At 40.0% G+C, this 22,412-nt stretch carries 24 protein-coding genes and 1 other annotated feature; of the genes, 9 read left to right on the top strand and 15 right to left on the bottom strand.

Features of this window, described 5'->3' with window-relative positions:
- Positions 1–102: 102 nt before the first annotated feature.
- The 13 genes from ihfA to MNY66_RS06815 all read right to left on the bottom strand — a co-directional run bounded on the left by ihfA (position 103) and on the right by MNY66_RS06815 (position 10,842).
- Positions 103–399, bottom strand: coding sequence for an integration host factor subunit alpha (ihfA, locus tag MNY66_RS06870; RefSeq protein ID WP_047255523.1), 297 nt, complete (start codon positions 397–399; stop codon positions 103–105).
- Positions 400–403: 4 nt separating this feature from the next.
- Positions 404–2,791, bottom strand: coding sequence for a phenylalanine--tRNA ligase subunit beta (pheT, locus tag MNY66_RS06865; protein WP_241501760.1), 2,388 nt, complete (start codon positions 2,789–2,791; stop codon positions 404–406).
- A gap of 14 nt (positions 2,792–2,805) precedes the next feature.
- On the bottom strand, positions 2,806–3,789 hold the full coding sequence (gene pheS, locus MNY66_RS06860; protein WP_047255521.1) for a phenylalanine--tRNA ligase subunit alpha: 984 nt from the start codon (positions 3,787–3,789) through the stop codon (positions 2,806–2,808).
- A gap of 233 nt (positions 3,790–4,022) precedes the next feature.
- Positions 4,023–4,146: a sequence feature (Phe leader region), on the bottom strand.
- The gene (gene pheM, locus MNY66_RS18040) at positions 4,096–4,140 is read right to left on the bottom strand and encodes a pheST operon leader peptide PheM (protein ID WP_134473794.1); all 45 of its coding nucleotides are present in this window, start codon (positions 4,138–4,140) and stop codon (positions 4,096–4,098) included. It overlaps the preceding feature by 45 nt.
- Before the next feature lie 102 nt (positions 4,147–4,248).
- Positions 4,249–4,605 carry a 50S ribosomal protein L20 gene (gene rplT / locus MNY66_RS06855; RefSeq protein WP_047255520.1) on the bottom strand — a complete coding sequence of 119 codons (357 nt, stop codon included), beginning with the start codon at positions 4,603–4,605 and terminating at the stop codon, positions 4,249–4,251.
- Between the two features lie 53 nt (positions 4,606–4,658).
- Complete coding sequence (rpmI, locus tag MNY66_RS06850) at positions 4,659–4,856, bottom strand: 50S ribosomal protein L35 (protein ID WP_005968897.1); 198 nt, start codon at positions 4,854–4,856, stop codon at positions 4,659–4,661.
- Positions 4,857–5,071: 215 nt separating this feature from the next.
- Positions 5,072–5,611, bottom strand: a complete 540-nt coding sequence (gene infC, locus MNY66_RS06845; protein WP_134473693.1) for a translation initiation factor IF-3 — start codon at positions 5,609–5,611, stop codon at positions 5,072–5,074.
- A gap of 438 nt (positions 5,612–6,049) precedes the next feature.
- On the bottom strand, positions 6,050–6,406 hold the full coding sequence (rplT, locus tag MNY66_RS06840; RefSeq protein WP_047255520.1) for a 50S ribosomal protein L20: 357 nt from the start codon (positions 6,404–6,406) through the stop codon (positions 6,050–6,052).
- Positions 6,407–6,459: 53 nt separating this feature from the next.
- On the bottom strand, positions 6,460–6,657 hold the full coding sequence (gene rpmI / locus MNY66_RS06835) for a 50S ribosomal protein L35 (RefSeq protein WP_005968897.1): 198 nt from the start codon (positions 6,655–6,657) through the stop codon (positions 6,460–6,462).
- Between the two features lie 215 nt (positions 6,658–6,872).
- The gene (infC, locus tag MNY66_RS06830; RefSeq protein WP_241501870.1) at positions 6,873–7,412 is read right to left on the bottom strand and encodes a translation initiation factor IF-3; all 540 of its coding nucleotides are present in this window, start codon (positions 7,410–7,412) and stop codon (positions 6,873–6,875) included.
- A gap of 3 nt (positions 7,413–7,415) precedes the next feature.
- Positions 7,416–9,344 (bottom strand): threonine--tRNA ligase, encoded by a 1,929-nt coding sequence (gene thrS, locus MNY66_RS06825; protein WP_047255518.1) that lies wholly within the window; start codon positions 9,342–9,344, stop codon positions 7,416–7,418.
- 448 nt (positions 9,345–9,792) lie between these two features.
- Entirely contained in the window at positions 9,793–10,242 is a 450-nt protein-coding gene (locus tag MNY66_RS06820; RefSeq protein ID WP_047255517.1) for a methyltransferase family protein, read from the bottom strand.
- 165 nt (positions 10,243–10,407) lie between these two features.
- Positions 10,408–10,842 (bottom strand): hypothetical protein, encoded by a 435-nt coding sequence (locus MNY66_RS06815; RefSeq protein ID WP_241501759.1) that lies wholly within the window; start codon positions 10,840–10,842, stop codon positions 10,408–10,410.
- A 726-nt stretch (positions 10,843–11,568) separates the two neighbouring features.
- Here MNY66_RS06815 and MNY66_RS06810 point away from each other — a divergent pair.
- On the top strand, positions 11,569–12,294 hold the full coding sequence (locus MNY66_RS06810) for a MarC family NAAT transporter (protein WP_047254705.1): 726 nt from the start codon (positions 11,569–11,571) through the stop codon (positions 12,292–12,294).
- Here the strand turns inward: MNY66_RS06810 and MNY66_RS06805 are convergent.
- Positions 12,267–12,926 carry a transglycosylase SLT domain-containing protein gene (locus MNY66_RS06805; protein WP_241501758.1) on the bottom strand — a complete coding sequence of 220 codons (660 nt, stop codon included), beginning with the start codon at positions 12,924–12,926 and terminating at the stop codon, positions 12,267–12,269. The genes MNY66_RS06810 and MNY66_RS06805 overlap by 28 nt on opposite strands.
- Before the next feature lie 495 nt (positions 12,927–13,421).
- Between MNY66_RS06805 and MNY66_RS06800 the strand changes: the two genes are divergently transcribed.
- From MNY66_RS06800 to MNY66_RS06780, 5 genes are all read left to right on the top strand, one after another.
- Positions 13,422–14,333 carry a metal ABC transporter substrate-binding protein gene (locus MNY66_RS06800; protein ID WP_047254707.1) on the top strand — a complete coding sequence of 304 codons (912 nt, stop codon included), beginning with the start codon at positions 13,422–13,424 and terminating at the stop codon, positions 14,331–14,333.
- Positions 14,333–15,217 (top strand): manganese/iron ABC transporter ATP-binding protein, encoded by an 885-nt coding sequence (locus tag MNY66_RS06795; RefSeq protein ID WP_047254708.1) that lies wholly within the window; start codon positions 14,333–14,335, stop codon positions 15,215–15,217. The genes MNY66_RS06800 and MNY66_RS06795 overlap by 1 nt, the downstream gene beginning before the upstream one ends.
- Positions 15,218–15,219: 2 nt before the next feature.
- Positions 15,220–16,119 carry a metal ABC transporter permease gene (locus tag MNY66_RS06790; protein ID WP_047254709.1) on the top strand — a complete coding sequence of 300 codons (900 nt, stop codon included), beginning with the start codon at positions 15,220–15,222 and terminating at the stop codon, positions 16,117–16,119.
- Entirely contained in the window at positions 16,112–16,978 is an 867-nt protein-coding gene (locus MNY66_RS06785; RefSeq protein WP_047254710.1) for a metal ABC transporter permease, read from the top strand. The genes MNY66_RS06790 and MNY66_RS06785 overlap by 8 nt, the downstream gene beginning before the upstream one ends.
- A 130-nt stretch (positions 16,979–17,108) precedes the next feature.
- Positions 17,109–17,975, top strand: a complete 867-nt coding sequence (locus tag MNY66_RS06780) for a fructosamine kinase family protein (protein WP_047254711.1) — start codon at positions 17,109–17,111, stop codon at positions 17,973–17,975.
- Positions 17,976–18,079: 104 nt separating this feature from the next.
- Here MNY66_RS06780 and MNY66_RS06775 read toward each other — a convergent pair whose 3' ends face one another.
- Positions 18,080–18,619 carry a YniB family protein gene (locus tag MNY66_RS06775; protein WP_241501757.1) on the bottom strand — a complete coding sequence of 180 codons (540 nt, stop codon included), beginning with the start codon at positions 18,617–18,619 and terminating at the stop codon, positions 18,080–18,082.
- A 314-nt stretch (positions 18,620–18,933) separates the two neighbouring features.
- On the opposite strand from MNY66_RS06775, the gene hxpB reads away from it, so the two are divergent.
- The 3 genes from hxpB to MNY66_RS06760 all read left to right on the top strand — a co-directional run bounded on the left by hxpB (position 18,934) and on the right by MNY66_RS06760 (position 22,008).
- On the top strand, positions 18,934–19,599 hold the full coding sequence (gene hxpB / locus MNY66_RS06770) for a hexitol phosphatase HxpB (protein ID WP_241501756.1): 666 nt from the start codon (positions 18,934–18,936) through the stop codon (positions 19,597–19,599).
- Between the two features lie 253 nt (positions 19,600–19,852).
- Entirely contained in the window at positions 19,853–20,407 is a 555-nt protein-coding gene (locus MNY66_RS06765) for a metal-dependent hydrolase (RefSeq protein ID WP_047254714.1), read from the top strand.
- A 209-nt stretch (positions 20,408–20,616) separates the two neighbouring features.
- Positions 20,617–22,008 carry an L-cystine transporter gene (locus MNY66_RS06760; protein WP_047254715.1) on the top strand — a complete coding sequence of 464 codons (1,392 nt, stop codon included), beginning with the start codon at positions 20,617–20,619 and terminating at the stop codon, positions 22,006–22,008.
- The last annotated feature ends 404 nt before the right edge of the window (positions 22,009–22,412 follow it).

The following is a 22,412-nucleotide window of genomic DNA, read 5'->3' as shown; positions in this document are numbered from 1 at the left end:
TGAGTCATCAGTGATAATAAGGAATTGAATTCTACCGCGTATTAGCAAGCGGCGTAAAATAAAAGACCGCCTAGGCGGTCTTTTAACTGAACTCTAACTCAATTATTCTTTTGGTGTTGCTTTTTCTACTCGGCTTTTTAATTTTTGGCCTGGGCGGAAAGTGACAACACGGCGAGCTGTAATTGGAATATCTTCGCCTGTCTTTGGATTGCGTCCAGGACGTTGATTCTTATCCCGTAAATCAAAATTACCAAATCCAGATAATTTAACTTGTTCGCCATTTTCTAAAGAACTGCGAACTTCTTCGAAGAAATATTCTACGAGCTCTTTGGCATCGCGTTTGCTAACACCAAGTTTTTCAAACAGATTTTCTGACATTTCAGCTTTAGTAAGCGCCATAGGTTTAGTCCCTCAAGGATGCTTGGAATCGCTGTTTTAACGCAGCAACACACTGATCAACGGTCGCGGTAATTTCCTCTTCTTCCATGGTACGCTGGGTATCTTGGAAGGTAAGGCTAATAGCTAGGCTTTTATAACCTTCTGCTATCCCTTCACCACAATACACGTCAAACAAGTTTATGCCAACTATATGATTTATGCCAACTTTTTTACATTCGGCTAGCACATCAGCTGCAGCCACATTTTCAGGTATCACCACAGCAATATCACGGCGGTTCGCTGGATAGCGTGAAATCTGTTTCGCGTCAGGCAGTATACGCTCTGCAATCGCATCCCAACGAATTTCAAATACTACTGTGCGGCTGTTTAGATCCAGTTTGCGTTCAAGTTCTGGATGAATAACACCGATGAATCCAATATATTCATTTTCCAGATAAATTCCAGCACTTTGACCCGGATGAAGCGCAAAATGAGCTTCTTGTTTAAATGTAATTTGATTCAGCTTGCCAGTCAATTCTAAAACAGCTTCGACATCCCCTTTTAAATCAAAGAAATCGATAATTTGTTTATCAAGTGACCAGTGCTCTTCAAAACGGTTACCCGCAATGACACCTGCCAGCATTAATTCCTGACGAACTCCATATTCTGCTTTAGTATCAGGAACAAAACGTAGGCCTGTTTCAAATAATCGCACACGACTTTGCTGACGATTTTGATTATAGACTACAGTGGTCAGTAATCCTGTCAATAACGAGAGTCGCATTGCAGACATATCTGCTGAAATTGGGTTAGGTAAAATCAGAACCTCTTGTTCTGGATGGACTAATGCCTGAATTTTCGGATCAACGAAACTGTAGGTAATCGCTTCTTGATAACCACGGTCAACCAGCAAGGTTTTAACACGTTTCAATGGCAATTTAGCTTCTTTATGCTGCGTCATAATTAAATCAGCACGCACTGGCACATCAGGAATATTGTTATAACCGTATAAACGGGCAACATCCTCGACTAAATCTTCTTCGATAGCCATATCAAAGCGCCATGACGGGGCAATTACATCCCATGAGCCCGAGTTAACTGTGACTTGGCAACCTAAACGAGTCAAAATATCAGTGACTTGTGAATCATCAATATGATGGCCTAATAAGCGATCTAATTTTTTGCGAGTTAAAGTGATCGTAGATGCTTTCGGTAAATACTGTTGATGAGTAACATCAATAATATCCGTAGCTTGTCCGCCACAAATATCCAATATCAGCTGGGTAGCACGCTCCATCGCTTTAAATTGTAATTGTGGGTCGACACCACGCTCAAAACGATGAGATGCATCAGTATGCAATCCGTAGCCACGTGCACGGCCAGTGATGGATAATGGATTAAAGAAAGCACATTCTAACAGAATGTTTTTAGTCCCTTTGTTAACCCCTGAATGCTCGCCACCGAAAATACCCGCAATCCCTAACGCGCCAGTTTCATCTGCAATGACTAATGTATCTTGAGTTAACTTAGCTTGCGTACCATCGAGTAAGACTAACGTTTCGTCAGGTTGTGCCATGCGAACAATAATAGCGCCATTCAATTTATCTAAATCGTAAGCATGTTGTGGTTGACCCAGTTCAAGCAGTACGAAATTGGTGATATCTACCACCGGATCAATTGAACGAATACCGCCGCGACGCAGTTTTTCTTGCATCCACATTGGTGTAGGTGCTGTTACATCGATATCTTTAATCACTCGACCTAAAAAGCGAGGGCAAGCTTCTGGGGCATCAACGCGGATAGGAAAATTGTCATTAATTGTCGCTTTTACTGCGGCAATTTCTGGTTCAATCAGCGCCATTTTGTTGGTTGCTGCGACATCGCGAGCCACACCTAAAATGCTTAAGCAGTCGGCACGGTTTGGTGTAATGCTGATTTCAATCGCGTGATCATTTAATTTTAAATAGTCACGAATATCTGTACCTATCGGAGCATCTGCCGGTAATTCTATAATGCCGCTGTGATCTTCTTTAATACCTAATTCAGAAAATGAGCACAGCATCCCTTCAGAGGGTTCACCACGCAATTTAGCCGGTTTAATTTTAAAATCACCCGGTAATACCGCACCAACAGTAGCTACAGCCACTTTTAGCCCTAAACGGCAATTTGGTGCGCCACAAACGATATCCAGTAAGCGTTCACCGCCTACATTCACTTTTGTTACGCGCAGTTTATCGGCATTTGGGTGCTGTCCACACTCAACAACCTCACCGACTACAACACCGTGGAATTCACCCGCAACCGGCTCAACACCATCAACTTCTAAGCCAGTCATTGTGATTTGATCAGATAATGCTTCACTATCAATGGCTGGATTTACCCACTCGCGTAACCAGAGTTCACTGAATTTCATGAGATAATCTCGCCTTATTTAAACTGTTTGAGGAAACGTAAGTCATTTTCGAAGAATGCACGGAGATCGGTAACACCATAACGTAACATGGTTAAACGCTCCATTCCCATACCGAAGGCAAAGCCGGAATAAACTTCAGGATCGATGCCAACACTGCGCAGAACATTTGGATGAACCATACCGCAGCCTAACACTTCTAGCCATTTTCCATTTTTGCCCATGACATCAACTTCTGCAGAAGGCTCCGTAAATGGGAAATAAGAAGGACGGAAACGCACCTGTACTTCCTCTTCGAAGAAGTTATTCAGGAAATCATGCAATGTTCCTTTCAGATTAGTAAAGCTGATATCTTTATCAACAATTAAGCCTTCGGTCTGATGGAACATTGGAGTATGCGTTTGATCATAATCGTTACGATACACTCGGCCCGGTGCAATAATACGGATCGGTGGCTGTTGCCCTTGCATAGTGCGAATCTGCACACCAGAAGTTTGGGTACGCAGGAGACGAGTCGCATCAAACCAAAACGTATCATGATCAGCACGCGCTGGATGATGAGGAGGAATGTTTAATGCATCAAAGTTATGGTAATCATCTTCAATTTCTGGACCTGATTCAACAGAGAAACCGAGCTCACCAAAAAACTCTTCAATACGCTGAATAGTACGGGTGACTGGATGTAAGCCCCCATTTTCCATACGGCGGCCTGGCAGCGATACATCAATAGTTTCTGATGCCAAGCGTGCATTAAGAATATCTGCTTGCATTTTTTCTTTGCGAGCATTTAACACTTCTTGCACTTGAACTTTAGCTTCATTAATCACCGCCCCTGCTGCTGGACGCTCCTCAGCAGGCAGATCACGCAGCGTTTTCATCTGCAGTGTTAAATGGCCATTTTTGCCTAAGTATTCAACACGCACTGATTCTAACGCAGCAACATCCTGGGCTTCCTCAATGGCTGCTTTTGCCTGTGCAACCAACTCAGCGAGATGTGGCATTGTTTCCCCTTTATGACCTCATGGTCGTTTAACTAGTTATCAATTGATAGCAGATATAACCTTCACATTTCGAATTACCACGAGCACAGCATGAAATAGCTGCGGAGAAGCTTATCGAGTTAACTCACTTGCTACTCTGCTATAATTCTAATTGTGTAGATTATATATTAACCACTATACAAACTATGAAAAGACATTCATCTGATTTTAATGCATTTTTACAAAAAACGAAAAATAAAAAAGCCTCCATCAGGAGGCTTTAGCGTAACTTTTCGTTTTTTCTCTTACGCAGATAAGCCCCGTATATCAGGCACTAAAGTAAAAGAAGAAGCGAAAAATCAATGTTTTCATGGGGTTAATCTGCCGTTTCATTTAGCATTTAAAATTAGCATTTGTACCATTAACTTACTGTTAGATAAAGTAAAAGAGGAGAAAAATCTCCCCTCTTTTAACTAGCAGTTACGCTAAAGCACTTTTCGCTTTTTCAACTAATGCCGTGAATGCGGCTTTGTCGAATACTGCGATGTCGGCTAAAATCTTACGGTCAATTTCAATTGAGGCTTTTTTCAGGCCATTAATGAAACGGCTGTAAGACAGACCATTTTGACGTGCTGCAGCATTAATACGTGCAATCCACAGTTGACGGAATTGACGTTTACGCTGACGACGGTCACGATAAGCATATTGACCTGCTTTGATTACCGCTTGAAATGCTACACGGTAAACACGTGAACGTGCTCCGTAGTAACCTTTCGCTTGCTTCAAAATCTTCTTGTGACGTGCACGGGCCACTACACCACGTTTTACGCGAGCCATACTATTCTCCTATCATCTCGAATCGAGTTCGATATATTCTTTAACCAGTTAACTTATGCGTAAGGCAGGCAAGCAATTACCAGACCCAAATCGCCTTTAGATACCATGCCTTTTGGACGTAAATGACGTTTACGCTTAGTAGACTTCTTGGTCAGAATATGACGGAGGTTTGCATGCTTACGTTTAAAGCCGCCACCTGCGGTTTTTTTGAAGCGCTTAGCCGCGCCGCGAACTGTTTTAATCTTTGGCATTATTGTTTCCAACTTCGCATTGTTAATATACCCGGCCTAATTTGACGCGCTGCCCAACGACTCTCTACTCAGCTCATAAGCACTTACGCTGTAAGCCCTTATAAATCAAGGTAAATCATCATAATACGGCGATTCAAACTATTGGGGTAAGCCATGAATTAATCAGGCGAATAAGTGCTCAGCAATTGCTGAACACTTATTACTTGCATGCCTAATTATTTCTTCTTCGGTGCCAACACCATGATCATCTGGCGCCCTTCAATTCGTGAAGGGAAGGATTCAACCACAGCCAGTTCTTCCAGATCAGCCTTCAGGCGATGAAGCACTTCCATACCGATCTGTTGGTGTGCCATTTCACGACCGCGAAAACGCAGAGTGATTTTAGCTTTGTCACCATCTTCTAAAAAGCGAATCAGGTTGCGTAGTTTGACCTGATAGTCGCCTTCATCTGTGCCAGGACGGAATTTAATTTCCTTAATCTGGACAATTTTCTGTTTCTTTTTCTGTTCTTTTTGAGATTTGCTTTTCTCATAGAGGAATTTGCCGTAATCCATGATCCGGCATACTGGCGGTTCAGCATTTGGGCTGATTTCAACTAAATCGACGCCCGCTTCCTCAGCTTTTTCTTGCGCTTCTCGTAAACTGACGACACCGACAGGTTCGCCTTCTAAATCAGTTAAACGAACTTCTGTTGCACGGATTTCATCGTTAATACGATGTGGACGTGCTGTTGGGATTCTTTTTCCGCCTTTAATACTTTATTCCTCCAATTGGATAAAGAGAGCTACGGTATATCATTATTTTTACGCAGCATCTTATATCGCGTTCGTGAGACACTCTCAGGAACTTTTTTATTATGAAAATAGACTGATTTATTTATAGTAATCTATTTTTATAATAAAAAACACAGCTACAATCACACCAATACTAGATATATAACCACTAGCGTGGTGATTTGACCGCAGATTTTAGAACTTATTGCCCGATTACTCAAGCATATAATGCACTAAATATTATTTATACAATCAAATGCGGCAATCTGTTGACGCTAAATAATACAACAATGAGCAACCGCTATTGTTATTTATTCGCCAAAGTAATTATAGATGAAGTGAGTTTTGTGGGATAAAACAGCTTAAATTAAAAGGGGAGACGCATCTCCCCTTGCATTAATTAGCGCTTACTGCGAACAGTTATGCTAAAGCACTTTTCGCTTTTTCAACTAATGCCGTGAATGCGGCTTTGTCGAATACTGCGATGTCGGCTAAAATCTTACGGTCAATTTCAATTGAGGCTTTTTTCAGGCCATTAATGAAACGGCTGTAAGACAGACCATTTTGACGTGCTGCAGCATTAATACGTGCAATCCACAGTTGACGGAATTGACGTTTACGCTGACGACGGTCACGATAAGCATATTGACCTGCTTTGATTACCGCTTGAAATGCTACACGGTAAACACGTGAACGTGCTCCGTAGTAACCTTTCGCTTGCTTCAAAATCTTCTTGTGACGTGCACGGGCCACTACACCACGTTTTACGCGAGCCATACTATTCTCCTATCATCTCGAATCGAGTTCGATATATTCTTTAACCAGTTAACTTATGCGTAAGGCAGGCAAGCAATTACCAGACCCAAATCGCCTTTAGATACCATGCCTTTTGGACGTAAATGACGTTTACGCTTAGTAGACTTCTTGGTCAGAATATGACGGAGGTTTGCATGCTTACGTTTAAAGCCGCCACCTGCGGTTTTTTTGAAGCGCTTAGCCGCGCCGCGAACTGTTTTAATCTTTGGCATTATTGTTTCCAACTTCGCATTGTTAATATACCCGGCCTAATTTGACGCACTGCCCAACGACTCTCTACTCAGCTCATAAGCACTTACGCTGTAAGCTCTTATAAATCAAGGTAAATCATCATAATACGGCGATTCAAACTATTGGGGTAAGCCATGAATTAATCAGGCGAATAAGTGCTCAGCAATTGCTGAACACTTATTACTTGCATGCCTAATTATTTCTTCTTCGGTGCCAACACCATGATCATCTGGCGCCCTTCAACACGTGAAGGGAAGGATTCAACCACAGCCAGTTCTTCCAGATCTGTTTTGATGCGATTAAGCATCGCCATACCGATCTGTTGGTGTGCCATTTCACGACCGCGAAAACGCAGAGTGATTTTAGCTTTGTCACCATCTTCTAAAAAGCGAATCAGGTTGCGTAGCTTGACCTGATAGTCGCCTTCATCTGTGCCAGGACGGAATTTAATTTCCTTAATCTGGACAATTTTTTGTTTCTTTTTCTGTTCTTTCTGAGATTTACTTTTCTCATACAAGAATTTGCCGTAATCCATGATCCGGCAGACCGGAGGCTCAGCATTTGGGCTGATTTCAACTAAATCAACCCCTGCCTCGCTCGCTTTTTCCAGAGCTTCTCGTAAACTGACGACACCGACAGGTTCGCCTTCTAAATCAGTTAAACGAACTTCTGTTGCACGGATTTCATCGTTAATACGATGTGGACGTGCTGTTGGGATTCTTTTTCCGCCTTTAATACTTTATTCCTCCAGTTGATTAAGATGACGACCGCGAATTTCTTCAAGCAATTTAGCCATAAATTCATTGACATCTAAGCTGCCTAAATCTTTACCGCGACGCGTACGAACTGAAACGGTTCCATCGTTGACTTCTTTATCACCGCAAACCAGCATGTAAGGAACACGACGTAACGTATGTTCGCGAATTTTAAAGCCAATCTTTTCATTTCTCAAGTCAGCTTTAGCGCGGATCCCGACACTTTGCAGTTTATCGGCCAATTGTTGCGCATAATCTGCTTGTGAATCAGTAATATTCATCACGACAACTTGCTGGGGCGCTAACCATGTTGGAAAGAATCCTGCATATTCCTCGGTCAGAATACCGATAAAGCGCTCTAATGAGCCCAATACCGCACGGTGGATCATCACCGGAACAATACGTTCGTTATTTTCACCAACATAAGAGGCATTCAGTCGACCCGGTAAGAAAAAGTCTAACTGCACTGTACCGCACTGCCATGCACGATCTAAACAATCATACAGGGTAAATTCAATTTTTGGCCCGTAGAATGCACCTTCTCCTGGCTGATATTCAAATTCGATATTGTTATCTTTTAATGCGCCAGCTAAATCGGCTTCTGCTTTATCCCACAGCGCATCATTACCGATACGTTTTTCTGGGCGAGTGGATAATTTAACCACGATTTTTTCAAAGCCGAATGTCGCATAAACATCATAAATCATTTTAATGCAGCTGCTGACTTCACTCATGATTTGCTCTTCAGTACAGAAAATATGCGCATCATCCTGAGTAAAACCACGTACTCGCATTAAGCCATGCAATGCGCCTGATGGCTCATTACGATGACAGCTACCAAATTCTGCCATTCTTAATGGCAAATCACGGTAGGATTTCAAACCTTGATTAAAAATTTGTACGTGCCCTGGGCAGTTCATTGGTTTAATGCAATATTCACGGTTCTCTGAGGAGGTTGTAAACATCGCTTCTTTGTAGTTTTCCCAATGTCCTGTTTTTTCCCACATCACGCGATCCATCATAAATGGACCTTTAACTTCTTGATATTGATATGACTTTAGCTTGGTGCGAACAAAGGTTTCCAATTCACGGAAAATAGTCCAGCCATCATTATGCCAGAACGCCATTCCCGGCGCTTCTTCTTGCATATGATATAAATCAAGCTGTTTACCAATTTTACGATGATCGCGTTTTGCCGCCTCTTCCAAGCGTTGCAGATAAGCATTTAGCTGTTTTTTATCCGCCCATGCAGTACCATAAATACGTTGCAGCATTTTATTGTCGCTATTACCGCGCCAATATGCACCTGAAATTTTTTGTAATTTAAAGTGATGGCAGAAGCGCATATTCGGCACATGAGGCCCGCGACACATATCAACATATTCTTCATGATGATAAAGACCTGGTTTATCATCTTGGCTGATATTTTGATCAAGGATTTCAACTTTGTAATCTTCGCCACGCGCAACAAAAACTTCTCGCGCTTCTTGCCAAGAAACACGTTTTTTTATCACATCGTAATCTTTTTTAGCCAGCTCCAGCATACGCTTTTCGAGCTTTTCTAAATCTTCCTGCGTTAATGGATGATCAAGGTCAACATCATAATAAAAGCCATTATCGATAATCGGACCGATCGCCATTTTGGTGTTTGGCCATAATTGTTTTATGGCATGACCGAGTAAATGAGCGCAAGAGTGGCGAATAATTTCTAACCCTTCTTGGTCTTTACTGGTAATAATCGCCAAATTGGCATCATGTTCAATCAGCTCACAGGTATCGACTAACTCACCATTTACACGACCCGCGATACAGGCTTTAGCCAGACCCGGCCCGATATCACGCGCAACATCGAGAACTGAAACAGCATGGTCAAACTGACGTTGACTTCCGTCAGGAAGAGTAATTACAGGCATTTAAAATCCTTATCAACAGTGGTGACCCCCACGAAAGATCACTTGTTTGATTATTTTTGTGTATTAATTCAATACGTTAATGACAATCACCTGCTTCACCCTGCAAGTTGTGTACACAACGATGTACTCAAATCTCTATAGATTGTACCACTGATATATTATGTACATTGTCAAAACTCGGAGACCATAATATCACAGCAATCCCACATAAAAAATATATAGCCTTCAACCTTCTAGGCGCTTAGCTTATTAATTAACCCATTCTTTGAAGTGATATTCTAATTATTACATTTATATTCCACTCAGTTTATTCAATTTATTGGCTTATTTTGTAATATTAACATCGGTGATTAATAAGTAATTGACTGAGTTAACGCTATTTTTTGTTTTATGATAGGGGTTTTAAAAACTTATATATTGAACTGGTTTCTGCTAAAAACTTTCGAGTTTACAACCAACGACGCGTCTGTTGGATATAATCAGACCACTGTTGAGAAAAGCATCTGGCGAGCATTTTTTCTTCTTTAGGCACGGTATAATAATGCGTCAATATAAAGAATAATCCACCAGCAATAATAAAATAGGCTGAACAACTAATGGCAGCGATGGCTAAACTAATTAGTAAAAAAGCTAAATACATCGGATTTCTAGAGAACTTAAACGGGCCTGTAGTTATTAAATTTGCGGTGTTTTTTCGGGGATCTGGCGAGGTATTAAAATAAATGAAGTAACCCACACAGGCGAATATCCATATGAGACTTATCAGGATCACTATACCACCAATAATTACCGGTAATGAATAAATATCAATTGTTTGCCATGAATCCGAAGGCAGCAACAAACCAGCTAGTATCATTAAAAATAACCAATTTAAAAAGGGTAAATTAAACAACTTCATTTAGTAACTCCCCCGGCCTAATCATAATTACTGACTATCATCTTATCTCTTCGCTGATGTTATTTAAACCTGATGTTCCGCTGTGTTCGATAAAATCGATTAATACTAAACAGTATGGCTGTAGAGTGTAGTTGTAGAGTACCGTTGTCTAATTATTTAGAATAATCATAATTTATGATCTTCTAAAAAGAACACACTTTTTAACCCCTCTAATTTTGCCATTTCATGCTGGCAGGCACTACGTTTCATTTTTACTGGCATTTGCTCTATTCGCTGGCGGATCAGCTCTAATTGCTCATCTAGCCCATTCATTCCTTTAATGTGTACAATCGCTGTATTAGCCTGTAAATAATCTGCAAAACTGTCTAAATTATTGCCTAATATTTCACATGCACTATTATCCTGCCCCCAATGAGACAACATAATATAAGCAGACTCAGGTAAAATAACGGCTATTCCTTGCTTTAAATAGCTGACTGCATTATCACTCTCTACACCATTATTATTTTTAGCCGGTTGATTAAATAAAAATACTGCACTCAAAAATATGATCACCGCACTACCGATTAGCGCGCTACTAAATAATATTATTTTTTTCATCGTAAAATTGGCCTGAAAACTAAAAATAGACCACTCAATGATAAAATAAAAGGTGTAAATCAATCTGTAAAACACAAATATTTTGTAAAGAATATTAGAGTGCTAGATAATAATAGAAACAGAATTATAGATAGAAAAGACAGAAAACATAAATAAAACAATATCTATTATCGATTAATCGCTATTGTATTTAAACATATGTCATTAGCGGGTTTTATAAAACGTGACATTTATCTTTTTTTATTTACAAAAAAAATAATTAAACAAGATTAAAATTGTTATAAATAACATCACATTTTGATGCAAGGATGCATGAATGTTTTAACAGCCAAATATTTAACATCCTACCAATAGACACTTTTAACCCTTCAATTTGAAGGGTTTTTTTATACCAATAACCTTATTTCCATTGATTTCTTTTCATACGAAAATAGTTTATCCCAGAGATTATTTCTGCCCCAAAGACAAATTAGCCTCTTTTTTAATCAATTTAAATATCCTATTGATTAAAATGAATAAATTTGAGTTATTAACATTAGAGCGCCAGTTTTATCCACAGGAAATGTGTGCAGTTTTGCGATCTACATCAAATAAATGATTATTAATGTCACTCGAACATCTAATATACAGATTAATAACATTTTTTGTTATGATGGTCATAATCAATTAGATCAATATGCTAAATGAAGTGTAGAAATCCCTAAATAAAGGCGTCGTAAAACTATTATGAAAGATATTATTGAACTGTTTCAGGCTGTCGGCATTGGGTTAATCCTGCTACTTCCTCTAGCAAACCCATTGACCACCGTCGCGGTGATGCTGGGTATTTCCGGTAATATGACCAAAGAACAGCGTAATCAGCAATCGTTGATGGCCTGTGTGTATATCTTCGCGATTATGACAATTGCCTTTTATGCCGGGCAATTAGTCATGAATACCTTTGGTATCTCGATTCCTGGTTTACGTATCGCCGGGGGATTAATTGTGGCGTTTATTGGTTTTGGCATGCTATTTCCGAGTAATGAAACTACCGATGATAGTGCCAGTCTTTCAAATGAAGATCCTGCGGTTTCCAAGAAACGGCAAAAAGCGCCAAATATTGCGTTTGTGCCATTAGCTATGCCAAGCACTGCCGGCCCGGGGACTATCGCGATGATAATCAGCTCCGCAGCCTCAATGACAGGCGACGTAGGTTTTTCACCTTGGGTCTTAAAAGTAGCACCTGTAGCGACCTTTTTAGCCGTTAGTGTGGTGGTGTGGCTGACATTAAAAAGCTCAACCTCGATTATGAAATGGTTGGGCTCAAGCGGGATCGATGCTATTTCACGAATTATGGGATTTTTACTGATTTGTATGGGCGTCCAATTTGTGATTAATGGGGTCATTGAGATTATCGCCGACCTACCACATTTAATTTCAGCCCATCAATCTGTCATTGCTAAAGCGTTATAAGCATTTTTGACTTTCCATAAATAACGTGGCGCCTGAGGTGCAGGATGTTTACTCTGCACATGCTGATAAAACTCCTCAGGCGTCAATCGGTTAATCTTATTAATAGCCACTCGCCTATCATTATCGAAGGTGCGTAGCAGCGCTCCGGCTCCATTAACATATGCCACCACCGTGGCATAATACATGGTTTGTGGGTGAGCAATGCCCGTCAGTTGCTGCTCGCGCAATATACGAATATACGCTGTACCTAAATCAATATTAGTACGGGGATCTTTTAATTCACGCGTACTTGGCTCGCCACTACGTCCCTGATAACGAAAAGCATCCCGTCCTGCCGTTGAGGCTTTTATTTGCATTAAACCAACGGCATTTGATTTACTCACCACATCAGGCCTGAAGTTAGACTCAACTTCAATAATTGCACGGATCAAAGTCTCTTCGACTTGATAACGATGGGCAGATTCGCGAATGAATTGGTCATAAGGTGTGCGTGGAAAAGAGGCCAGCTGCGGTGAAGCATTTACCTTATGCGTTTTGCTTAACATCTTTTGAGTTGATGACGGCGTTTTTTGTTGGCTTGAACAGCCAACCAATAACAAAGCCATACATACTCCACCAATATATCTTTTCACCTCTGGATCCTCTGCTAATAGCCCGAATAATTGGTATAACTTTCACCCACAATACACACTCATAATATACGATAATCATGTTAAAAATTTGTATTCGCGAGACGTGTTATAAATAAGGTAATAAACTGTATAAGTAGATAATGCTAATAAATAATACTGATAAATTGTATTCTCCGCAGAGAATAACCAAATGTAAAAAAAATAAAAATATTTTTACTTAACTTTTACTTTAAGACATGTTTTATTCATAGGTAAAATCATTGCTAACGATAGGGTAATTATAATGGAAATAGCCTTGACTTTTCCTTAATGATATTGATAATCATTATCAATTGGTGTTTTTCTTGACCGGTTAGGATATTTCAAAATTGGACCTTTGACCCCCTTCCCTCGGACAAGCAGATAGTAGAACACCTGAGGATAGCTCACTGGCTATAATTGCAGATTATCGCGCAATATACATACCCTAAACAGCACTACCATAAGGCTTAAAATATGAAGAAGAGATTGTCGAGGTTTTCTCCCCCTCTGTTTACCACGTTAATGGCAATTATTGCAATGCTCTTTATTAGTCAGCCCGCATTTGCTAAAAAATTCAAAGTGGTCACCACCTTCACTATTATTCAAGATATCGCGCAAAATGTAGCAGGCGATGCAGCAATCGTAGAATCAATCACCAAGCCCGGCGCTGAAATTCATGATTACCAACCCACGCCACGGGACATTATTAAAGCTTATGATGCTGATTTGATCTTGTGGAACGGGATGAATTTAGAGCTGTGGTTCAATCGTTTCTTTGAAAACTTTAAAGATGTTCCGAGCGTCATTGTCACCACCGGAATTCAGCCAATGTCTATCCGTGAAGGTGAATATCAAGGAACGCCTAACCCGCATGCTTGGATGTCACCCGCTAACGCAGCTATTTATATTGAAAATATTCGTGCGGCTTTAGTTAAATATGATCCACAAAATGCAGCTACTTATAATCAAAATGCCGCAGCCTATGCAGCAAAAATCGCCCAACTTGACGCGCCTCTGCGTGAACGTTTAAATCGTATTCCTGAACAACAGCGTTGGTTAGTTACCAGTGAAGGCGCCTTCAGTTATTTAACTCGAGATTATGGACTTAAAGAAGTTTATTTATGGCCGATTAATGCCGAAGAACAAGGTTCGCCACAACAAGTTAAAAAAGTCATTGATACCGTACGTAAACACAATATTCCAGTAGTGTTTAGCGAAAGTACTATTTCAGATAAAGCAGCCCGTCAAGTAAGTAAAGAGACAGGCGCGAAATATGGCGGCGTACTGTATGTCGATTCGCTCTCATCTGCTGAGGGCCCTGTTCCCACGTATATCGATTTATTAAATACCACCGTAGACACTATAGCAAAAGGGTTTGGTCAGTAATGAGTAGCGCAAGTAACTTTGAAAAACCTAATTTAGTGGTTGATGATGCCACTGTAACTTACAACAACGGGCATACAGCCATTCATAACGCGAGTTTTGATATCACCGGTGGCTCTATTTGTGCACTCGTCGGCGTCAACGGCAGTGGTAAATCCACCTTATTCAAAACTATTATGGGGCTAATTACGCCCTCTCAGGGGCAAGTTTCACTAAATGGTCAACCGATAAAAACGGCTTTAAAAGATAATATAATTGCTTATGTGCCTCAAACCGAAGAGGTTGATTGGAATTTCCCCGTTTTAGTGTCTGATGTTGTGATGATGGGACGCTATGGAAAAATGGGATTTTTCCGCATTCCGAGTAGCGCAGATAAAACTGCGGTCGCAAACGCATTAGCTCGGGTTGACCTCACAGGATTAGGGCATCGTCAAATTGGCGAATTATCCGGTGGGCAGAAAAAACGTGTATTTCTAGCCCGCGCTTTAGCTCAAGAAGGCAAAGTCTTGCTGCTTGATGAGCCCTTTACTGGCGTGGATGTTAAAACTGAAAATGCCATTATTGATTTATTACGCGGCCTACGTGATGAAGGCCATTTGATTTTAGTATCAACCCATAATTTAGGCAGTGTACCGGAATTTTGCGATCATGTTATTTTGATTAATCGTACCGTATTAGCCAGTGGCCCTACCGAAACCACCTTTACACAAAAAAACTTACAAATGACCTTTGGCGGTGTGTTACGCCATATTAATTTATCCGGTTCAACACTTCACGATGATGATGATCCGCGTTCCGTAACTGTTATTACTGATGATGAGCGTGCGGCGGTATTTTATGGTCATGACCACGATGCTCCCGTTCATAAAAACCCACCTAAGGAATAATAATGTTTGAGTTGTTACTTCAGCCTTTTGAGTACAACTATATGGTTAAGGCGATTTGGGTTAGTGCGATTGTTGGCGCAGTCTGTGCCTTTCTTTCGGCTTATCTGATGCTCAAAGGCTGGTCATTAATGGGAGATGCTCTCTCCCACTCGGTTGTCCCCGGTGTCGCTGGCGCTTACGCCCTCGGCTTACCCTATGCTGTCGGTGCTTTTTTTACCGGTATTCTCGCGGCATTAGCGATGACATTCATTCGCCATATAACCCGATTACGGGAAGACGCGGTAATTGGCTTTATCTTTTCAACCTTTTTTGCCGCAGGCTTATTGATAGTTTCATTAAATCCAACCTCGGTGAACGTACAAACCATCATTTTTGGTAATATTCTTGGCATTGCTGATTCCGATGTACTGCAAGTTGAAATCATTATCGGTATTTCATTTGTGGTTTTAATGATGATTTGGAAGGATTTATTAGTCGTATTCTTTGATGAAAGCCATGCTCGTTCTATTGGTTTAAATCCGATGAAATTAAAAATTATCTTTTTCACCCTATTAAGTGCGTGTACTGTCGCCGCATTACAAACGGTTGGAGCAATTTTGGTCATTGCTATGGTGGTTACCCCTGGAGCTACCGCCTATTTATTGACAGATCAATTCAAGCGTTTGTTAATTATTGCCGTTGCGATAGGGACAATAAGCAGTGCTGTTGGTGCGTATGCTAGCTATTTCCTCAATGGTGCCACCGGTGGATTAATTGTGACCTTACAAACGGTTATTTTCCTCATTGCATTCTTTTTCGCACCTAAACATGGAGTATTAGCCTCTCGGCGTAACGCTAGGATAGAATCTGCCAATCTACGCGCTATCCATCAGAAAGAACAGCAAGGAGCGGAAAATGAATGATTTTATTGAGATATTAACCGCCCCATTTATTTTTCCCTTTATGCAAAAAGCCATTATTGCAGCTATCGTAACCGGGGCTGTCTGCGCAGTTTTATCCTGCTTTTTGGTGCTCAAAGGCTGGTCATTAATGGGGGATGCCATCTCCCATGCCGTACTGCCGGGGATTATTTTAGCCTTTGTTGTTGGGATCCCCTTATCAATTGGCGCTTTTATTTCAGGCATATTTTGCGCCTTTGCCACTGGATACTTAAAAGATAACAGCCGTATCAAAGAAGATACCGTGATGGGGATCGTTTTTTCGGGAATGTTTGCCGTTGGTTTGGTGTTGTTCGCTAAAATTGATACTGATCAGCATTTAACCCACATTCTATTCGGTAATATACTGGGGATCACCGATGCGGAGTTTTCCCAAACCTTATGGATTGCAGGAATTACTATTGCCATCATTCTATTAAAGCGTAAAGATTTTATGCTTTATTGTTTTGACCCCAACCAAGCTAAAGTTATCGGCTTGCCGGTTAAATTACTGCATTACGGATTATTATCTTTATTAGCACTAACTATCGTTGCGTCATTACAAGCGGTCGGTATTATTTTAGTCATCGCTATGCTGATATCACCGGGGATAATTGCTTTTATTCTCTGCCGAAGTTTTGGCTGGATGCTGGTAGTCGCAGTTATTGCGTCAATAACGTCTAGTGTAATTGGGACTATTGTTAGTTTTTATATCGATGGTGCAACTGGCCCATGTATTGTTATTACTCAAGCCATCTATTTTGTGATCGCATTAATTTACAGTAAAATTCTGTTAGCTCGTAAAAAAGCCAAATCACATAAACAAGCAATTAATGCGGCCTAATATTCAATATTTATTACAAGGGATATCATTTAATCCGTGATATCCCTTTTCCTTTAAACATTTGTCACTGTTCATTCTGATATCATCCCTATATTATATAAAGACATTGGCGGGCTGAGCGAGGTGGATCATGTGGCAGGCGATAAGGCGTGTATTGAGTGAGCACTGGGGTGAAGCAGAACTACATAATAAGCAAATTCTTTCTGGCGGTGATATTCATCACACTCTAAAAGTTGATTATGGCGGACACACTGTTTTCATTAAACAAAACAGGCGAGAATTTTTACCACACTTTAAAGAAGAAGCTGAACAGCTGGATATTCTCGCCCATAGCCAAACAATTAGAGTTCCGAAAGTCTATGGCGTTGGCAGTAACAAAACTCACAGTTTTTTGTTACTCGAATATATTGAGTTAAAACCCTTTACTCCCACCAACGCATGGCAATTCGGCCGACAATTAGCTCAGTTACATCAATGGGAAGAACAACCCGCTTATGGCTTTGATTTCGATACTCGTTTAGGTACTACATTTCAACCAAATAGTTGGGAAAAACGTTGGAATTCATTTTTTGCCGAAAAACGTATCGGTTGGCAATTACAAATTTCGGCTGAAAAAGGTATGATTTTTGGCGATATTCCACAAATTGTCGAGATAGTCAAACAGCGCCTACAAGGACACCAGCCTCAACCATCTTTATTACATGGTGATTTATGGCCGCGAAACAGCGCAATAACTGACGAATATACTGGGGTTGTTTTTGACCCAGCCTGTTATTGGGGAGATCGCGAGTGCGATTTAGCCATGTTAACCGCTTATAATCATATTCCCATCCAGATTATTGACGGATATCAAAGCATCTGGCCCCTGCCTCATGGTTTCATTGACCGGCAGCCTATCTATCAGCTTTATTATTTGTTGAATAGTTGCAATCTATTCGGCTGTGAAAAGAGCTATTTACAGGCACAATCAATTGTTGAAAACCTTTTAGCTGAATAACATTTATATTGTTATACCGCCTGATCATGATTTGTTCAGGCGTTTTTTTAACTCATTATGAACATTCAATCAAATTAGGTTCAATAAAAAACCATTAAATAAAATCACCAATTTAGTAATTTAAAGCCAAAATACAGAATTAACCCGAAGATAATTGGCCAGAAATACAGTACAAAGATCTCGCTAAAAATACTGTGGCGAGGAATGGTCACTTTCTGTTCTAATTCAGTCTGTGAAATATCATTACCTTTAGCTTTCTCAACAATAACGTGATCTTCTAAACTCTCGCGAATAAATTTAATTTGTCGAAACATACGCAAACCAGAGGCGCTGAGTGCCAAACCAACAAAAATCAGCAAGAAAATAATAATAAAACTAATATTTGCTGAAGAAAATCCCATTTCAGTCGAAGGTACCGGTGAGTTTTCCCAGAAAAAATTCAAAAAAGGTGAACTTTGACGAGCCATCTCTGCCATAACTTTAATAAAATCATTTAATACCGCATTAATGCCCTCCCCCTGAATTCCTTTTATACCCGCCAAGCTAATAAGAGATATCAAAGTAGAGATCAGTGAAAATATAAAGATTATCCAGCCGACAATACGCTTACCTATTGCGATAGAACTCATGGTCTTAAAATTCATGTTTATTCCCCTGTATTTTTCGGCATCATGATAACCGAATTTAATTATATCCTCTACGCTGATATTTACTGTGTCTTGCCATGGCTGACTTTATCTATAATCGACCGAGTTATCTCTGAATAATTCTATGCTAGCTTTCTTTAAATTATTTATTATTAGACGCTTATTTATGCATCAATTTAGTCAAAAATCTAACCACAAACTATTTTTAATAATCGAGTACTTAGAATAGACAATAAATGATAATAAAAGATTTCTGAGCGCTGAATTGCTACACTATCAATTATAAATAACTGTTTCACTGGAGCCCTTTGATGTCTCATAAATTATCAATCCAAGCTGCAATTTTTGATATGGATGGTTTACTGATCGATTCAGAACCTTTTTGGTCACAAGCCACAAAAGAAATTTTAGCCGAAATCGGCGTGGATTTTTTAATGGCCGATCAAATGCCTGACACTCTTGGATTACGCATTGATCATGTCGTTGAGCTTTGGTATCAAACCGCGCCTTGGCAAGGATATAGCCAAGAAGAAGTGGCACAGAAAATTATCGACCGAGTCATTAGCCTAGTAGAAGAAACTCGACCACTGCTACCCGGCGTTAACCAAGCCTTAGAACTTTGCCAGTCACTTAATCTGAAAATAGCCTTAGCCTCTGCCTCACCTCTCTATATGCTAGAAAAAGTCTTAGAGCTATTTAATATTCGTGATTATTTTTCAGCGGTTATTTCAGCCGCGGAACTTCCTCACAGTAAACCTAATCCTGAAGTCTATTTACAAGCGGCACAAGCCCTTGGCGTTAATCCGATTAATTGTGTCTCATTAGAAGATTCATTTAATGGAATGATTGCGGCTAAAGCGGCAAGAATGCGTTCGATTGTTGTTCCAGACCAACATCATTTCAATGATCCCCGCTGGGCACTAGCTGATGTAAAACTGGCATCTTTACATGAACTTACAGCAAAAGACTTGCGATAACCCACTGAGCACTTGCTAACAGATTCCTCTCGTTTATTTCGGGAGGAATATCAATTAATTACCTCTATTCTGTGTATTTCTATTTTTTATATTATTAATATCAAATAATATAAAATTCACCTTCAGCATAAAATATTTCGCTTATTCCTTAATAACTAAACACTTTTCTACTATTCTCCCCCTATCTAAATACTATAAAAAACTTTATACTGGCCTTTAACTGTATAGATTCACAGATGGTATTTTATCCACCATGACAGCTGAAGGACATCTTCTTTTCTCTGTTGCCTCATTAGTTTTGGCACACAAATTAGAAATTACCCCAGAGTTTACTCAGGGCGACTGGCTACACATGCTGCCAGGCGTATTGCTGGGCGCTTTATTACCAGATATTGATCATCCTTCATCAATTATCGGCCGCTTATTTCGCGTTATCTCAGTGCCTATATTTAAATTATGTGGGCATCGAGGGTTTACCCATAGTTTTATCGCATGGGGATTATTAATACTTTTTTGCTATACCGGTATTCCTGCCGAATGGGTATTACCGAACGATTTACTGCAAGCTTTTTTATTAGGTTATTTCAGTCATTTAATCGCCGATATGTTAACCCCTGCTGGAGTTCCGTTATTATGGCCCCTACCTCGGCGTTTCCGTTTACCTATCTTGCGCGGTAAAACTAACAAAAAAGCAGAACGCTTTATTGCCGTTCTTTTGACAGTTTGTGCCTGTTTTATCCCTACGCATATCTCACTACCGTTACAACAGCAAATATCACATATTGTTAATTTGATTAGTAATCAATGAGATAAATAAATCCCAGACCATTTTCTTTTATGACTTAATTGTCCTATTATTAATAATACTATCTAATTCGATTTAATTATAAGTAATGCATTTACTCAACTGGTAACATATAACCAATAGTTAGTTTTATCGCTTTTCTTATAATAGATAATGTCGATAACACTAATAGATGATAAATATAAATCTCAGTCTGGATCTGGAGTGTAGGGATGAATCTACCGTTAATTCTCAATGTGCTAGTTTTTGTAGCATTGATGTTCCTGTTAGCAAAACTAGGGGCTAAGGGTTGGAGCTTATCGAAAAAAGTTCTTACTGGCTTAGTTTTTGGTGTAGCTTATGGCGTCGCTTTACATTTAGTTTATGGCACTAATCATCAAACGGTAAAAGAATCTATTCAATGGTTTAATATCGTCGGTAATGGTTATGTTCAACTGTTACAAATGATTATCATGCCATTAGTCTTTGCCTCAATTTTGAGTGCTGTTGCCCGACTGCACAAAGCTTCATCATTAGGTAAAATCAGTTTTCTGACTATTGGTACCTTACTATTTACCACCGCAATAGCTGCGTTAATTGGTATTTTAGTCACTAATATGTTCGGTTTAACTGCGGATGGACTGGTGCAAGGTCAGCAAGAAAGCGCACGTTTAGATGCTATTCAAGCTAACTATGTGAGTAAAGTATCTGATTTATCTTTACCACAACTCATTTTATCGTTTGTACCTAAAAATCCATTTGCCGATTTAACTGGCGCTAATCCAACGTCTATCATCAGCGTCGTTATCTTCGCCGCATTCTTAGGCGTTGCTGCATTACAATTACTGAAAGATGATAAAACACGCGGTGAAAAAGCCTTAGCAGCGATTGATGTGGTTCAAGCTTGGGTCATGAAACTGGTTCGTTTAGTTATGCGTTTAACCCCTTACGGTGTTATGGCGTTAATGATTAAAGTGGTCGCTAGCTCAAACCTTGCTGATATCATAAAATTAGGTAGCTTCGTAGTTGCCTCTTATATCGCACTGGGTTTAATGTTTATTGTCCATGGATTATTAGTTTCGTTTGCCGGGATCAACCCGATTAAATTCTTCAAAAAAGCCGGCCCATTACTTACATTCGCCTTTACCAGCCGTTCAAGCGCTGCGAGTATTCCGCTGAATGTTGAAACACAAGTACGTCGCATTGGGGTGCCTGAATCTATCGCTAGCTTCTCTTCTTCATTCGGTGCCACTATCGGACAGAATGGCTGTGCAGGTATCTATCCTGCAATGTTAGCTGTGATGGTTGCACCAACCGTGGGTATCAATCCATTTGATCCTCTATGGATTGCTACGTTAGTCGGTATTGTAACTATTAGCTCCGCGGGCGTTGCTGGGGTCGGTGGTGGAGCAACATTTGCCGCCTTAATTGTGCTCCCTGCGATGGGATTACCAGTGACATTAGTCGCGCTACTGATTTCAGTAGAACCATTGATTGATATGGGTCGTACCGCACTGAATGTTAGTGGTGCCATGACTGCAGGGACAATTACCAGCCAAATCATGGGTGAAACCAATAAAGAGATCTTTAATCAGGATAATGAGGAGCAGCTTAAACACGTATAATGTATAAGCTATCTTTAGCCTAGTGCTGTTTGACTAAAAATCAACTCCCTCGCAGACTCAATCAGATTCTCCGAGGGAGTTTTTTATGACTAACTCATCTATTTGCAATTTAGCAATTTAGCAATTTAGCAATTTAGCAATTTAGCAATTTAGCAATTTATAGATAAACATCCACTCACACTGAAATCTATCCCTATTATTTATCCTTCCATCAATCCTCATTACTGACGTATAGATCCCATACAAATAAAATCAATAATAAATATTATTTACCCTAAGGTAAACTATTAGCCTGTATGCATTTATAATTAAGCCATTTAACCTAATTAAAATCTTGCAAAAATCAGCCTAGACGTACAATAATATCTGCACAATAATCCGCCTCTATTTTTTGGTTGGCGGTC

This window comes from Moellerella wisconsensis (genome assembly GCF_022592395.1).
GTDB lineage: Bacteria > Pseudomonadota > Gammaproteobacteria > Enterobacterales > Enterobacteriaceae > Moellerella > Moellerella wisconsensis.
Note: the sequence above shows the minus strand (reverse complement) of the source record. Positions and strands in the feature narration are given on the sequence as shown.

Bases quoted from the DNA above. Each gene is read 5' to 3' on its own strand.
- ihfA (WP_047255523.1), bottom strand. From the start codon at position 399: ATGGCGCTTACTAAAGCTGAAATGTCAGAAAATCTGTTTGAAAAACTT.
- pheT (WP_241501760.1), bottom strand. From the start codon at position 2,791: ATGAAATTCAGTGAACTCTGGTTACGCGAGTGGGTAAATCCAGCCATT.
- pheS (WP_047255521.1), bottom strand. From the start codon at position 3,789: ATGCCACATCTCGCTGAGTTGGTTGCACAGGCAAAAGCAGCCATTGAG.
- rplT (WP_047255520.1), bottom strand. From the start codon at position 4,605: ATGGCTCGCGTAAAACGTGGTGTAGTGGCCCGTGCACGTCACAAGAAG.
- rpmI (WP_005968897.1), bottom strand. From the start codon at position 4,856: ATGCCAAAGATTAAAACAGTTCGCGGCGCGGCTAAGCGCTTCAAAAAA.
- rplT (WP_047255520.1), bottom strand. From the start codon at position 6,406: ATGGCTCGCGTAAAACGTGGTGTAGTGGCCCGTGCACGTCACAAGAAG.
- rpmI (WP_005968897.1), bottom strand. From the start codon at position 6,657: ATGCCAAAGATTAAAACAGTTCGCGGCGCGGCTAAGCGCTTCAAAAAA.
- thrS (WP_047255518.1), bottom strand. From the start codon at position 9,344: ATGCCTGTAATTACTCTTCCTGACGGAAGTCAACGTCAGTTTGACCAT.
- MNY66_RS06820 (WP_047255517.1), bottom strand. From the start codon at position 10,242: ATGAAGTTGTTTAATTTACCCTTTTTAAATTGGTTATTTTTAATGATA.
- MNY66_RS06815 (WP_241501759.1), bottom strand. From the start codon at position 10,842: ATGAAAAAAATAATATTATTTAGTAGCGCGCTAATCGGTAGTGCGGTG.
- MNY66_RS06810 (WP_047254705.1), top strand. From the start codon at position 11,569: ATGAAAGATATTATTGAACTGTTTCAGGCTGTCGGCATTGGGTTAATC.
- MNY66_RS06800 (WP_047254707.1), top strand. From the start codon at position 13,422: ATGAAGAAGAGATTGTCGAGGTTTTCTCCCCCTCTGTTTACCACGTTA.
- MNY66_RS06795 (WP_047254708.1), top strand. From the start codon at position 14,333: ATGAGTAGCGCAAGTAACTTTGAAAAACCTAATTTAGTGGTTGATGAT.
- MNY66_RS06790 (WP_047254709.1), top strand. From the start codon at position 15,220: ATGTTTGAGTTGTTACTTCAGCCTTTTGAGTACAACTATATGGTTAAG.
- MNY66_RS06785 (WP_047254710.1), top strand. From the start codon at position 16,112: ATGAATGATTTTATTGAGATATTAACCGCCCCATTTATTTTTCCCTTT.
- MNY66_RS06780 (WP_047254711.1), top strand. From the start codon at position 17,109: ATGTGGCAGGCGATAAGGCGTGTATTGAGTGAGCACTGGGGTGAAGCA.
- MNY66_RS06775 (WP_241501757.1), bottom strand. From the start codon at position 18,619: ATGAATTTTAAGACCATGAGTTCTATCGCAATAGGTAAGCGTATTGTC.
- hxpB (WP_241501756.1), top strand. From the start codon at position 18,934: ATGTCTCATAAATTATCAATCCAAGCTGCAATTTTTGATATGGATGGT.
- MNY66_RS06765 (WP_047254714.1), top strand. From the start codon at position 19,853: ATGACAGCTGAAGGACATCTTCTTTTCTCTGTTGCCTCATTAGTTTTG.
- MNY66_RS06760 (WP_047254715.1), top strand. From the start codon at position 20,617: ATGAATCTACCGTTAATTCTCAATGTGCTAGTTTTTGTAGCATTGATG.